This is a genomic window from Streptomyces sp. CC228A (assembly GCF_021390935.1).
GTDB lineage: Bacteria > Actinomycetota > Actinomycetes > Streptomycetales > Streptomycetaceae > Streptomyces.
In genome coordinates, this window is sequence record NZ_JAJPUI010000002.1 from 654,247 (window position 1) to 667,798 (window position 13,552).

The window sequence follows — 13,552 nt, forward strand, 5'->3', positions numbered from 1 at the left end:
GCGCCCCGCGGCGCGTGGTGGGTCAGCTGTACGCGGACAGGTCCGTCACCACGGAGAAGCCGAGCCCGTACGCGCTCATGCCGCGACCGTACGCGCCGAGGTGCACCCCGCCCGGCGCCGAGCCCGCCAGTACCCAGCCGAACTCGGACTCGCGGTAGTGGAAGGGCTGCGGCTCCCCGTCGACCGGCAGGGACAGCGTGGTCCACGCGGGCCCTTCCAGGTCGTCGGCGAGCGTGAAGGCCGTCTCGGTCTGCTGGTCCAGCCACTCGTTGCGCAGCGCGTGGTCGAGCTGGGCGGGCCAGGTGTACGCCAGGAGGCCGGAGCCGGCCAGCCAGGCGGCGGAGGACGCCGTGGTGGCGTCCAGGACGCCCGTGCCGTCGCCTGAGCGGCGCACGGGGCTGGCGGCGACGGTGACGACGACCGCGAAGCGGCTGCGGTCGGCGCCCGCGCCCTCGGGCCGTATCGTCGGCTCCTCTCCATGGCCCGTGGAGCCGTGCTGCACGGTGCCGTCCGCGGCTGTACCGACCTGCATCAGCCAGCGGGGGCCGGTGAACGCTCCGTCCAGCCCGTACCAGGGGAAGGAGGCCCGCAGGTAGCCGTCGGCGGTGCGACGGACGGCGGGCACCCCCTCGGAGGTGGGTGTGGTGTCGGGCGCAGGCTCTGCTTGTGCCTGCGCCTCCACCTGACTCGTGGTCTCCATCTGCCCGGCCGCCTCCTCGATCCGTTCGGACAGATGGAGAGGATATCCACCGAGGCGGGGCTCTTCGGGAAGGTCGGTACGACCTGTGACTCAGGTGGCGTCAGCGTCGAAGGGGGGCCGATCGGTCACATCCCGCTTCTTCAGCAGGTCGGGGCCGGTCGCGTCCCGCTTCTTCAGCAGGTCCGGGCCGGGCGTGTCCTGCTTCTTCAGCAGGTCCGGGGAGGGGGCGGAGGGGCCCGCGGCGGTGGGCGCGGCGGCACCCCTGACGACGTCGGCGACGTCGTCGATCTCCTTGCGGAGGTCGAAGCTGCTGCGCAGCTCCTTGAACTCCCGCAGGTCGTCGTTCTCGGCGAGCTGCTTGCGGATGAACGTCTTGGGGTTCAGGTCCTCGAACTCGAAGTCCTTGAACTCCGGGCCGAGTTCCGTGCGGATGTCCTGCTTGGCGTTCTCGGAGAAGTCGCGGACCTTGCGGATGAAGCCGGCGACGTCCTGGATGACCTTGGGGAGCTTGTCGGGGCCGAAGATGAGCACGGCGAGGATGGCCAGTGCCACCAGCTCGAGTGCCCCTATGTCACCGAACACCTTGTCGCTCCTCCTGAAAGTCTCGGTCCACGGTACCCGCTCCGCCGGGTGCGGAGGGACAGCCGGTCATCCGTTCACCCTCACGTCGTCCGGGTGTCGTCCGCGTGTCGTGGGTCCGCCGCTGCTCAGTCGCCCGCCGACGAGCCGAGCGTGAGCGTCTTCACCAGCTCGCGGCCGTCGCGGCGCAGGGTGAGCCGCAGTTCGTCGCCCGGCCGGTGGGCGCGGATCTTGATGATCAGCTCCTCACCGCTGTGCACCCGCTCGTCCCCCGCCTTGACGATCACGTCGCCGGGGCGGATGCCCGCCGCGGCGGCGGCGCCGCCGGGGGTGACCGACGCGCCGCCCCCGCGGGCCTCGTCGGCGACGCGGGCGCCGTCGCCGGTGTACTGCATGTCGAGGGTGACGCCGATGACCGGGTGGGTGGCCCTGCCGGTGTTGATCAGCTCCTCGGCGACGCGCTTGCCCTGGTTGATGGGGATCGCGAAGCCGAGTCCGATCGACCCGGCCGGGCCCCGGTCGGACTCCGCCCCGTCGCCGGCGGCGCGGATGGCGCTGTTGATGCCGATCACGCGGGCCCGGGAGTCGAGGAGCGGTCCGCCGGAGTTGCCGGGGTTTATCGGGGCGTCCGTCTGGAGTGCGTCGACGTAGCTGATGTCGCTGCCGTCGCCCTTCTCGCCGCCCGCGGTGATGGGCCGCCCCTTGGCGCTGATGATGCCGGAGGTGACGGTGTTCTGGAGGTCGAAGGGCGCGCCGATGGCGACGACGGGGTCGCCGACGCGGACGCTGTCGGAGTTGCCGAGCGGCAGCGGTGTCAGGTTGGAGACGCCCTGGACCTTCACCACGGCCAGGTCGTAGCCGCTGTCCTTGCCGACGAGGGTGGCCCGGGCCGTCTCCCCGCTGCTGAAGGTGACGGTGATCCGGCCCCTGGTGCCCGCCGAGTCGACGACGTGGTGGTTGGTGAGGATGTGGCCGCGCCGGTCGAGGACGAATCCGGTGCCGGTGCCCTGCTCCCCGCCGCCGCCGACGTGCAGGGTGACGACGCTGGGCAGGGCGCGGCTGGCGATGCCGGCGACGCTGCCCGGGGCGCGGTCGTCCGCCTCGGGCCCGGCCTGCGGCAGCTCCACGGTGGCCAGGCCGCCGTTCCGTTCCGTGTACGCGCCGACGGCGCCGCCCAGGACGCCCGCGATCAGGGCGAACACCAGCCCCGCCGCGAGCCCGAGGCCCCTGCGGCGCGGCTTCGACGCGGTGGCCTGCTGCGCCACCGCTGCGGCGCCCGGCGTGCTCCACGGGTCGTACTGGAGCCACTGCTGCGGGACCGGCGCCGGTGGTACGGCGGGCGGGCGGCCAGGAAGCCGTAGGCGGGCGGGCGCGCGCCGGAACCCGGCGCCGCCGGGGGCTGCGGGGAGCCGTACGCGGGCGGCGCGGGCGGTACGGGGCGCTGCACCGGGGGCGCGGGCGCCCAGGGCCCGGGGCCGCCGTAGGGCGGCGTCCGGTACTCGTCCGGCTCGTGCAGCGGCCGCACCCCGCTGTCGGCGCCACCGCCGTGCGGGCCGCCGTCGTGGAGACCGCCGTCGGCGGGTGCGGTGCTGCCGCCGGCGTGGGCGGCTGCGCCGCGGGCCCCGCCGTCACAGGTGCCGTCGGCGGGAGCTGCGCTGCCGGTGGGGGCGGCGGAGCTGTGGGTCCCTCCGTCTGCGGGGGCGGGGGCGCCGTGGGCATCGCCGCCGTGCGCGGGACCGGCGTGCCCGGACGGGCCGCCGGACGCCGCAGCGCTGCCGCCGCCGGCGGGGGCGGGCGCGCCATGCGGGCCGGCCTCGCTCCCGGTGAGCCCGCCGCCCGCGTCCGGGGCGCCCGCGGGCGGCGGGGGCACCGGCGCCTTGGGGGCGCCGGGCGGCTCCACCACGTCGGCTTCGGGCTCGTCCGCTTCCCGTCGTCCATGCTCTCCCCGCTACTGGCCACTGAAGCGCCTTCCGCGGCGCCCGTGCCCATGGATTCAACCAGGTGTTCCGGGCGGCCCGCAGCGGGCCCCGCGCCTTCCGCGCTACGGCGGCGGCGCCGCGATCCCGGTGGTGGGGGCGGCCGTCGGCAGCGGGCCCGCGACGGAACCGGGAACCGGGTCGGAGGCGTACGGCCCGGGGAGCGTTCCGAGCGGTCCCGCGAGGGGCGCGAGCAGGTCGAGCTGCCCCGGCACGGACCCGGGCGGCAGCGGGCCCGCGGCGGTCAGCGGCGCCGCGGCGTGCAGGAACGGCGGAGGGGCGGCGCCCGATCGCTCGGCGAGCCGGGCCACGCCGGTGTTCGCGGACAGGCTGGACCCGGTGCCCGCGGCGCTGAGGGCCCCGCCGCCGCGGCGGCGCTGGCCGTCCGCACCCGTGGACGAGGACTGGCCGGACGCCGAGCGCAGCGGTGTCACCTTGCTCCCGGTGCCGTCGCCGCGGGCGTCCGCGGTCGTGGCGGCGGGCAGCGCGCCCCCAGGGCGATCGCCGCGAACGACACGGCACTGGCGGCGGCGAAGGCGAACCTGCGGCCGCGCCACGGCGACCTCTCCGCCTCGGCACGGCCGACCTCGTGGATACGGAAACCGGAACCGGCCCGTCCGTCGGGCAGCACCGGCCCGTGGCCGCCGCGGCCGTCCGGCGCGGGCAGGTAGCCGAGCCCGCCGGACCCCGCCGCGAAGCCCCGGGGCCACCGCCGCCCGCTCCGCCCCGAGCCCGCCGCCGTCGGGCCCGGACCCCGGCGGCGTGCCGAAGCCGGAGCCCGTAGCCGTACCGAAGAGGCCGCCGCCGGGGTCGTCGCCGCCGAGGGCGCCCGCGGGCAGGCCCTGGAGCCGGGCCAGCAGCCCTTCCGAGGGCGGTGGCGGGGCCGCCTGCGCGAAGTAGCTCTTCACACGGCGCTGGGCGTCCGCCTCCGCCTTGCAGCGCGCACAGGTCGCCAGATGGGCGAGGACCCGCTCGCGGGCGTCATGGCCGAGCTCGCCGTCGACGAGGGCGGCGAGCCGGTCCCCCAGGTGCTGTTCCGCCGGGGTGGGGTGTGTGCCACTCACGCAGCCCCACCCTCCCCGCCCACGGCGACGAACACCTTCCCCCGGCTCTGCTCGAACGGGCCGGACTGCGGCTCCGGGACGGCGTCGTGCTGCTCGGCGCGCGCCTTGGGCGAGCGGTGCTTCAGGGCCTTGCGCAGATGCGACCGGCCCCGGTGGATGCGGCTGCGGACGGTGCCGAGCTTCACACCGAGCGTCGCGGCGATCTCCTCGTACGACAACCCTTCGATGTCGCACAGCACCACGGCCGCGCGGAACTCGGGCGCGAGGGTGTCCAGCGCCTGCTGCACGTCCGCGTCGAAGTGGGTGTCGTGGAACGCCTGCTGCGGCGACGGCTCGCGGCTCGGCAGCCGCTCCGCCGCGTCGTCGCCGAGGGCGTCGAAGCGGATGCGCTGCTTGCGCCGGACCATGTCGAGGAACAGGTTCGTGGTGATGCGGTGCAGCCAGCCCTCGAAGGTGCCGGGCGTGTAGGTCGACAGCGACCGGAAGACCCGGACGAAGACCTCCTGCGTGAGGTCCTCGGCGTCGTGCTGGTTGCCCGTCAGACGGTAGGCGAGTCGGTAGACGCGGCCGCTGTGCGTATTGACGATCTCCTCCCAGGAGGGCGGAGCCCACGCCTGCGGTTCCGCATCCGATGCGAAGGTCGCCGTGGTGGCTGCGGTGTCGTCGGCGGCGTGGCTGTCAGCGATGTCGGTCACGGATTTCGGCTCACCCGCCGACCTGAGAAAGCGCCGCAACCGCAGCACTCCTCCCCGATCCACAGGCGCAGCCGCACCTCCCCTGTCGGCTCTGGTGGTGTCCAGTGGAGCCCCTACCATAGCCACCTCGCCCGTTAGCTCCGGATAAGAATCTTTACGTGAATTTGGGACCGTCTTCCGGTCCCGCCCTCCGCCCCGGTCCGCGCCCGGGCCCCGGCTCCTGTCCATGCCTGTCCCCCCTGCCCCTCCCAACGCTCGGTCCCATCTGCGGGTTCCCGACGCCGAACGGCTACAGTCACGGTTGCCGACTACGGGACAGGAGAGGGCCATTACCGCCAACCGGCAGACGAGCTGGGCGTTCGCCGACGCCTTTGTCTGCGAGGACGAAGCGCTGCTCTGGGCTCGTGAGCGGGCCCGGGAGACGGGGCTCTCCTCGGTGTCCCCGGGCACGGGCGCCGCGCTGCGGATGCTCGCCGCGTCGGTGGACGCCAAGGCGGTCGCGGAGATCGGCACGGGTACCGGGGTCTCCGGTATCCACCTGCTGCACGGGATGCGGCCGGACGGGGTCCTCACGACGGTCGACCCGGAGCCGGAGCGGCAGCAGTTCGCCCGGGAGGCGTTCCGGGCGGCGGGCTTCGCGGGCAACCGGGCGCGGTTCATCCCGGGCCGGGCCCTGGAGGTCCTGCCACGGCTGGCGGACGGCGGCTACGACCTGGTGTTCTGCGACGGGGACCGCGCCGAGTACCCCGACTACCTCGCGGAATCGTTGCGGCTGCTGAGGCCCGGCGGGCTGGTGTGCTTCGAGGGGGTGTTCGCCGAAGGGCGCACGGTGGACTCCGCGGCCCAGCCGGCGGAGGTACTGGCCCTGCGCGACCTGCTGCGGACGGTGCGGGAGAGCGGTGAGCTGGTCGCGTCGCTGCTGCCGCTCGGCGACGGCCTGCTCTGCGCGGTCCGCCGCTGAGAGGACCGGTGAGGGGACCGGTGACGATCCCGGACTCCGCCCCGGTCCGGCCCGCGGCCCCGGCCTCCGCGTCGATCCCCGCCCCGGTCCGGCCCGCGGCCCCTGCCCCGGTGTCGGTCCCCGCCCCGCCCCCGGTCCCGGCATCCGCCGCCGGACGCGCGAGCGCCCTGGCGGGTCGGGGAGGTCCCCAGCCCGCCAGGGCGCTCGGAAGACAGCGAAACGCGTGTGCCGATGCCGGACGTCAGCCGACGACCTTCTTCAGCGCGTCACCGAGGGCTTCGGCCTCGTCCGGGGTCAGCTCGACGACAAGCCGACCGCCGCCTTCGAGCGGAACGCGCATGACGATGCCCCGCCCCTCCTTGGTCACCTCGAGCGGGCCGTCGCCCGTCCGCGGCTTCATGGCCGCCATGCTCGTTCCCCTTCCTGAAACCAGCTCATCGCAAGCCGATCGATGTCCCCGGAAAGGGCACGTACCGGCTTCGAACACATTGCTTCCAGGTCATTATCCCGCATGGTGACACCCGATGACCAACATCGGGCCGCATCGCTTGGGCAACGCGATCACGCAAAACCCCACAATTGGGCCTTCCGCCTGCGATACTGCGCCCTCGCCGCACGTGGCCCGGAGTGCCTTTCTTTGACGCAGCTCACATGCCCCGGCTCGTGTCGAAGCCGGATGATCTCCGCCATGCTGGGCGGGACACCACACGCCCGGAGCCGCGAAGGGACCCGCCAATGGCCGACACCGTGCTGTACGAGGTGAGCGACGGACTCGCCACCGTCACCCTCAACCGGCCCGATGCCATGAACGCGCTGAACACCGAGGCGAAGGTGGCCCTGCGGGAGTCCCTGGAGGCGGCGGCCGCGGACCCGGCCGTGCGGGCGGTGCTGCTCACCGCGGCCGGGCGGGCGTTCTGCGTGGGGCAGGACCTCAAGGAGCACGTGCGGGGCCTCGGCGGTGACGAGCCGATGCGGACCGTCCGCGAGCACTACAACCCCATCGTGCGGGCGATCACCGGGATGCCGAAGCCGGTGGTGGCCGGGGTGAACGGGGTCGCGGCGGGCGCCGGCTTCGGCTTCGCCCTGGCGGCGGACTACCGGGTCGTCGCGGACACGGCGTCCTTCAACACCGCGTTCGCGGGGGTGGCCCTGGCCGCCGACTCGGGCATGTCCTGGACGCTGCCCCGCCTCGTCGGCCCGAGCCGCGCCGCCGACCTGCTGTTCTTCCCCCGGACGGTGTCGGCGCAGGAGGCCGCCGAGCTGGGCATCGTGAACAGGCTGGTCCCCGCGGCGGAGCTGGCGGCCGAGGCGCTGGCCGTGGCCCGCACGCTGGCGGCGGGGCCGACGGTGGCGTATGCGGGGCTGAAGGAGGCCATGGCGTACGGCGCGGGCCGCGGCCTGGCCGAGGCACTGGAGAAGGAGGACGAACTCCAGAGCCGCGCGGGCACCTCGGAGGACCACCGGATCGCGGTGGAGGCGTTCCTGGCGAAGAAGAAGCCCGCGTACGTGGGCCGCTGACCCCCTGCCGGCGCGCGGCCCGGCCGCCGCGGGTGCTGTCGCGGCCGCACGTGGGCCGCTGCCCTCCTGCCACCGGTACGAGCCCCCGGCCCCCTCGGGTGCTGTCACGCCCCCGGGGCGGCAGCCCGGGATCGGCGCGGGCCGAACCGGCGGCGCCGGCCGTCTCGCGGGCCAGCTGCCGGCCGGGTGCGGGCGGCGCCGCGCCGACCGGACGCGGGGCGGGCACAGCGGCCGGGGTCGGGGGCAGGTACGGGGAGCCGCGTTCCGCGCGTACGCCGTCGCGCGTGCGCCTTCGCGCAACGGGCGGGGCGGCAGCCGGGTAGTCCGGGGAGGCCCGGTTCCGGGCGGCCGGCGCGGCAGCGGCGGCGCCGGTTCCGTACGTACGGCACGCGGGCGGCAGCCCCGCCGGGACTCGTGCCGGGAGATGCGCCCGGGAAGCCGGGGGGACGGTCAGGCGGCTGCCGGGTCGCGCGCGACGCAGTCGGCGAGGTGGTCGTTGACCAGGCCGCACGCCTGCATCAGCGCGTACGCCGTCGTGGGGCCCACGAACCGCAGGCCGCGCGTCTTCAGCGCCTTCGACAGCGCCGTCGACTCGTCGGTGACCGCCGGGACGTCGGCGAGGGTCCGCGGGACGGGGCGGGTCGCCGGGTCGGGGGCGTACGACCATATGAGGGCGTCCAGGTCGCCGGGCGCCCATCCGGCCAGGACGCGGGCGTTGGCGAGGGTCGCGTCGATCTTGGCGCGGTTGCGGATGATCCCGGCGTCGGCGAGGAGCCGCTCCCGGTCCTCGTCGGTGTACGCCGCCACCGCCGCGATCCGGAAGTCCGCGAACGCCCGGCGGAAGCCCTCCCGGCGGCGCAGGATCGTGATCCACGACAGCCCGGACTGGAATGCCTCCAGGGAGAGCCGTTCGAAGAGCGCGTCGTCCCCGCGGACCGCCCGGCCCCACTCGTCGTCGTGGTACGGCAGGTAGTCCGCCGTCGAGACGCCCCACGGACAGCGCAGGGCGCCGTCCGGTCCCGGCACCGCTCCGGTGGCCGCCATCAGGCCTCGCCCTCGCGCCCGCCGCCCGCACCGCCCGCGTCCCGGGTCCCGTCGCCGCCGTCCGGTGCGCCGCCCCGCTCTTCCGGCCGGGCGCCGACCGCGTCGCCGCCGTCCCCGGGAGCCTGCTGCGGGCGCCTCTCGAACAGGTCGCCGCCGGCCGCCGTCGCCTGGGCGCCCGCGAGCGCCGCCTCCAGCTCCGCGATCCGGGCGTCGCGCTCGGCCAGTTCCGCGGCCAGCCGGTCCAGGACGTCGTCGACGTCCACCATGCGGTAGCCCCGGACCGCCATGGGCAGCCGCATGGCCTCGATGTCGGCGCGGCTCACCGGCCGGCTCACCGGGAGCGGGTCGACCAGGTGCTCCGGGGCCGCCTCGGGCAGCGGCTCGCTCTGCCCCCCGCCGATCACCGCGACGGTCACCGCGGCCACCACGACCACCATCGCCACAGCCAAGAACCAGAACACAGCGCGCCTCTCCCGGGAGCGGAAAACATCCGGCCCCGATCGTGCCACGTGGTGGCGGCGGTTAGGGTCGCAGGGACGTCACGCGAGGAGGACATACGGGATGCTGCGCCTGGGACGACGCGAATTCGACCGGCACGAGCCGGTGATCATGGCGATCGTGAACCGGACGCCGGACTCCTTCTACGACCAGGGCGCGACGTTCCTCGACGAGCCGGCCCTCGCGCGCGTGGAGCAGGCCGTCGCGGAGGGCGCGGCCGTCATCGACGTCGGCGGGGTGAAGGCGGGGCCCGGCGAGGAGGTCACCGCCGAGGAGGAGGCCCGGCGGACGGTCGGCTTCGTGGCCGAGGTGCGGCGCCGCCACCCCGACGTGGTGATCAGCGTCGACACCTGGCGGCACGAGGTGGGCGAGGCCGTGTGCGAGGCGGGCGCGGACCTGCTGAACGACGCCTGGGGCGGTGTGGACCCGAAGCTCGCGCAGGTCGCGGCGCGGTACGGGGCGGGCCTGGTGTGCACGCACGCGGGCGGTGTGGAGCCGCGGACGCGGCCGCACAGGACCGCGTACGAGGACGTGGTGGCGGACATCCTCCGCGTCACGGTGGGGCTCGCCGAACGGGCGGTGGCGCTGGGGGTGCCGCGGGAGTCGGTGCTGATCGACCCGGGGCACGACTTCGGCAAGAACACCCGGCACTCGCTGGAGGCGACGCGGCGGCTCGGCGAGATGGTGGAGACGGGGTGGCCGGTGCTGGTGTCCCTGTCCAACAAGGACTTCGTCGGCGAGACCCTGGACCGGCCCGTCAAGGAGCGGCTGATCGGGACGCTGGCGACGACCGCCGTCTCGGCCTGGCTGGGGGCGCAGGTGTACCGGGTCCACGAGGTGGCGGAGACCCGGCAGGTCCTCGACATGGTCGCGTCCATCGCCGGCCACCGGGAGCCCGCGGTGGCCCGGCGGGGCCTGGCCTGACCGGTCCTCCGGGCCCCGCCTGGGCGTCGCGCTCGCCGACCTGGGCGGCCGGGGCCCTGACGTCCGGGACCGGGCACGGCGCACGACGCCTGCCCGGCCGGGTACGACGTCCGGAACCGCGTACGACGCCGCCACGACCGAGGTCCGACGGCGGGACCGGCACCGCGTCGGCACGGCCGGGTCCGACGGCCGGGGCGGGGCACCGCGCCTGCCCGGCCTGGGGCCGGCGGCCGGAACCGGGCGCCGCACCGGCCCGCCGGCTCCTGACGGGCCGGGCACCGAGCCGCCCCTGCACCCCACGGAGGCCCCGCCCCGCAGCCGTCAGGGCCGCCGTCCCCGTCACCGGGCGGGACGGCCCCGGGTGAGACCGGGCAGGACGGCCCCGAGGTTGGGCGCCCCGCGCTCCCGGGGTGAGCGGCCGACGGCCCACTCCCGGGGCGGGGGCGCCGCCGGGGCGCCTTCGGTGCGGAGCCGCCCCGGCGGGGTCGGCGGCGTCAGTTGCGGCCCGCCTCCTTGCTGACGAGGGCCACGGCCTCGTCCACGTCGTCCGTGACGTGGAACAGCATCAGGTCCCGCTCCGCGGCCTTGCCCTGCGCGATGACGGTGTGGCGGAGCCAGTCCACCAGCCCCGACCAGTACTCCGTGCCGAAGAGCACGATCGGGAAGCGGGTCACCTTGCGGGTCTGCACCAGGGTCAGCGCCTCGAACAGCTCGTCCAGGGTGCCGAGACCGCCCGGCAGCACGACGAAGCCCTGCGCGTACTTCACGAACATCGTCTTGCGGACGAAGAAGTAGCGGAAGTTGATGCCGATGTCGACGTGCGGGTTCAGGCCCTGCTCGAAGGGCAGCTCGATGCCCAGGCCCACGGAGACTCCCTTGGCCTCCCGGGCACCCCGGTTCGCGGCCTCCATCGCCCCCGGGCCGCCGCCCGTGATCACCGCGAAGCCGGCCTCCACCAGGGCCCTGCCCAGCTTCACGCCGGCCTCGTACTCGGGGGTGTCCGGCTGGGTCCGGGCGGAGCCGAAGACGCTGATGGCGCTGGGCAGTTCGGCGAGGGCGCCGAAGCCCTCGACGAACTCGGACTGGATGCGCATGACCCGCCACGGGTCGGTGTGCACCCAGTCCGAGTCGCCCGCGGTGTCCAGAAGACGCTGGTCCGCGGTGCCCGGCTGGACCTGCTCCCTGCGGCGGAGCACCGGGCCCAGCCGCTGTTCCGCCAGCGCACGCAGCCCTTCGGCCTCGGGGTTACCCATGATCCGCTCCCTTACGCTGAACATCGTTTGCCGGGATCAGCGTAGGACGGCGGAAGTGAAGCGTGGCGAAATTACGGTCGTCAGGCAGTGAGCCAGTCGTACAGGCGGCGCTCGCAGTGGGTGATGCGGTCGACGGCCACGTGCTCGTCCCGCTTGTGCGCGAAGAGCGCGTCGCCGGGACCGTAGTTGACGGCGGGCACACCGAGGGCGCTGAAGCGCGACACGTCGGTCCAGCCGAACTTGGGCTGCGCCGTGCCGCCGACCGCCTCCATGAAGGCGGCGGCCGCCGGGTGCGACAGGCCGGGCAGGGCGCCGCCGGTGTGGTCGTCCACGACGAACTCGTCGACGCCGCAGTCGGCAAAGACCTCCCGTACGTGCTTCTCCGCCTCCTCCTTGCTGCGGTCGGGGGCGTAGCGGTAGTTCACGACGACGGTGCAGGCGTCGGGGATGACGTTGGTGGCCACGCCGCCCTCGATACCGACGGCGTTGAGGCCCTCCCGGTACTCCAGGCCGTCGATGACGGGCCGGCGCGGCTCGTACGCGGCGAGCCGGGCCAGCACGGGCGCCGCGGCGTGGATGGCGTTGGCGCCCATCCAGGAGCGGGCGGAGTGGGCGCGCTCGCCGGTCATCCTGAGGTGGACGCGCAGGGTGCCCTGGCAGCCGCCCTCGACCTGGCCGTCGGTGGGCTCCAGGAGGACGGCGAAGTCGCCTTCGAGCCAGTCGGGGTGGGCGGCGGCCACGTGCCCGAGGCCGTTGAGGTGCGCCGCGACCTCCTCGTTGTCGTAGAAGACGAACGTCAGGTCGCGGTTGGGTTCGGGGACGGTGGCGGCGATGCGCAGCTGCACGGCCACGCCGGACTTCATGTCGGAGGTGCCGCAGCCCCAGAGGATCCCGTCGGCGTCCAGCCGGGACGGGACGTTGTCGGCGATGGGCACCGTGTCGATGTGGCCGGCGAGGATGACCCGCTCGGGCCGGCCGAGGCGGGTGCGGGCCACGACGTTGTTGCCGTACCGGTCGACGGTGAGGTGCGGGAGGGTTCGCAGGGCCTGCTCGATCGCGTCCGCCAGGGGTTTCTCGGTGCCGCTGACGGAGGGGAAGTCGACCAGTGCGGCGGTCAGCGCGGGGCCGTCCTGCTTCAGGTCGAGAGCCGTGTACGGGGGCGCTTCGGGCGTGGAGTCAGGCATGTGCCGAGCCTATCCCGGCCCCTTGTACGGTGGGGCCGTGTCCAAGTCCCTCGCAGCTCCCGCGTCGCCCCCGCCTCCGGTCGCCCGCACGTCCCGTGCGTCCCGACGTGCCCGGATCGCGGCCGGGTTCGCCGTTCTGCTCGCCGTGGCCGGCTATGTGGCGGTGCGCTACGAGACGGGCGGCCGGGGGGCTCCGGGCTGCGTGGTGGGCAGCGGCAGCCACACGTACCGGTTCACGCCCGAGCAGGCGGCGAACGCGGCGACGATCGCCGCGGTCGGCACGACGAAGGGGATGCCGGAGCGGGCGGTGACGATCGCGCTGGCGACGGCGCTGCAGGAGTCGGCGCTGCGCAACATCGACTACGGCGACCGGGACTCTCTGGGCCTGTTCCAGCAGCGGCCGTCGCAGGGCTGGGGCACGGAGCGGCAGATCATGGACCCGGTGTACGCGTCGGCCATCTTCTACGACCGGCTGGCGGAGGTGCCGGGCTACTCGCGGCTGCCGCTGACGGTGGCGGCGCAGAAGGTGCAGCGCAGCGGGTTCCCGCAGGCGTACGCGAAGCACGAGCCGGACGCGGCGCTGCTGGCGGCGGCGCTGACCGGCCGCTCGCGGGCGTCGCTCACCTGCACGACGCTGCTGGGGTCGCGGACCGGTGACGTGGTGCAGGTGCGCGCGGAGCTGACGCGCTCGTTCGGTACGGGCCTGCTGGGCGGCGGCGCGGGCCGGGGGGACGGCCTGGACGACGGCAAGGGGTCGCCCGCCGGCGGCGGGTCGGCGGGGTCCTCGGCCCCGGCGGAGGCCGCGGACGTCGTGACGGTGCCGGTCGCCCCGGTCGCCGGCTCGCCCGCCGACGACGCGGCGGACCGGGAGGACGCGGCGGGCGGCGGCGCCGCGCCCGCCGGTTCGCGGCGGGGCTGGGAGCTGGCCCAGTGGGCGGTGGCGCAGGCGGACGCCCTGCGGATCGAGGAGGTCGCGTACGCCGGGCGGGTGTGGAGCGCCCGGCTTCCGGCGCACGGCTGGCGGGAGGTGCCCGGCGGCGGGGACCGGCAGGCGGACGCGGACCATGTGCGGATCCGGGTGGCGGCGCGCGCGGCACGGTGAGTGCGCAGACCCTTTTCGCATCGTAGTCGACTCTGATCACAGAGTAATCACGCT

At 75.1% G+C, this 13,552-nt stretch carries 14 protein-coding genes; 4 read left to right on the plus strand and 10 right to left on the minus strand.

The features are described from left to right. Positions 1-22: 22 nt before the first annotated feature. The 5 genes from L6E17_RS08250 to sigE form a co-directional block, all read right to left on the minus strand. Positions 23-700, minus strand: a complete 678-nt coding sequence (locus L6E17_RS08250; RefSeq protein ID WP_236240096.1) for a hypothetical protein — start codon at positions 698-700, stop codon at positions 23-25. Between the two features lie 90 nt (positions 701-790). After that, entirely contained in the window at positions 791-1,282 is a 492-nt protein-coding gene (locus L6E17_RS08255; RefSeq protein ID WP_236240097.1) for a sec-independent translocase, read from the minus strand. Positions 1,283-1,407: 125 nt separating this feature from the next. Next, a complete protein-coding gene (locus L6E17_RS08260; RefSeq protein WP_374109014.1) occupies positions 1,408-2,544 on the minus strand; it encodes a S1C family serine protease in 1,137 nt (378 codons plus the stop codon). Between the two features lie 776 nt (positions 2,545-3,320). After that, positions 3,321-4,319: an anti-sigma factor gene (locus L6E17_RS08265; RefSeq protein ID WP_236240098.1), complete on the minus strand. Its 999-nt coding sequence runs from the start codon at positions 4,317-4,319 to the stop codon at positions 3,321-3,323. Continuing rightward, positions 4,316-5,014, minus strand: coding sequence for an RNA polymerase sigma factor SigE (gene sigE, locus L6E17_RS08270; RefSeq protein WP_236240099.1), 699 nt, complete (start codon positions 5,012-5,014; stop codon positions 4,316-4,318). Before sigE ends, L6E17_RS08265 begins: the two co-directional genes overlap by 4 nt. 301 nt (positions 5,015-5,315) lie before the next feature. Between sigE and L6E17_RS08275 the strand changes: the two genes are divergently transcribed. Then, a complete protein-coding gene (locus tag L6E17_RS08275) occupies positions 5,316-5,975 on the plus strand; it encodes an O-methyltransferase (RefSeq protein ID WP_236240100.1) in 660 nt (219 codons plus the stop codon). Positions 5,976-6,216: 241 nt separating this feature from the next. Here L6E17_RS08275 and L6E17_RS08280 read toward each other — a convergent pair whose 3' ends face one another. After that, a complete protein-coding gene (locus tag L6E17_RS08280) occupies positions 6,217-6,384 on the minus strand; it encodes a DUF3117 domain-containing protein (protein ID WP_009997451.1) in 168 nt (55 codons plus the stop codon). A 326-nt stretch (positions 6,385-6,710) separates the two neighbouring features. Between L6E17_RS08280 and L6E17_RS08285 the strand changes: the two genes are divergently transcribed. Then, positions 6,711-7,493 carry an enoyl-CoA hydratase/isomerase family protein gene (locus tag L6E17_RS08285; RefSeq protein WP_236240101.1) on the plus strand — a complete coding sequence of 261 codons (783 nt, stop codon included), beginning with the start codon at positions 6,711-6,713 and terminating at the stop codon, positions 7,491-7,493. A gap of 450 nt (positions 7,494-7,943) precedes the next feature. On the opposite strand, the gene L6E17_RS08290 is transcribed toward L6E17_RS08285, so the two are convergent. Beyond that, complete coding sequence (locus L6E17_RS08290) at positions 7,944-8,537, minus strand: DNA-3-methyladenine glycosylase I (protein WP_236240102.1); 594 nt, start codon at positions 8,535-8,537, stop codon at positions 7,944-7,946. Next, a complete protein-coding gene (locus L6E17_RS08295) occupies positions 8,537-8,998 on the minus strand; it encodes a DivIVA domain-containing protein (RefSeq protein WP_236240103.1) in 462 nt (153 codons plus the stop codon). The genes L6E17_RS08290 and L6E17_RS08295 overlap by 1 nt, the downstream gene beginning before the upstream one ends. A 100-nt stretch (positions 8,999-9,098) precedes the next feature. Between L6E17_RS08295 and folP the strand changes: the two genes are divergently transcribed. Beyond that, entirely contained in the window at positions 9,099-9,959 is an 861-nt protein-coding gene (gene folP / locus L6E17_RS08300) for a dihydropteroate synthase (RefSeq protein WP_236240104.1), read from the plus strand. A gap of 494 nt (positions 9,960-10,453) precedes the next feature. On the opposite strand, the gene L6E17_RS08305 is transcribed toward folP, so the two are convergent. Beyond that, positions 10,454-11,212, minus strand: a complete 759-nt coding sequence (locus L6E17_RS08305; RefSeq protein WP_236240105.1) for a TIGR00730 family Rossman fold protein — start codon at positions 11,210-11,212, stop codon at positions 10,454-10,456. A gap of 80 nt (positions 11,213-11,292) precedes the next feature. Further along, the gene (gene dapE / locus L6E17_RS08310) at positions 11,293-12,396 is read right to left on the minus strand and encodes a succinyl-diaminopimelate desuccinylase (RefSeq protein ID WP_236240106.1); all 1,104 of its coding nucleotides are present in this window, start codon (positions 12,394-12,396) and stop codon (positions 11,293-11,295) included. Here dapE and L6E17_RS08315 point away from each other — a divergent pair. Next, entirely contained in the window at positions 12,395-13,498 is a 1,104-nt protein-coding gene (locus L6E17_RS08315; protein WP_374109015.1) for a hypothetical protein, read from the plus strand. The genes dapE and L6E17_RS08315 overlap by 2 nt on opposite strands. The last annotated feature ends 54 nt before the right edge of the window (positions 13,499-13,552 follow it).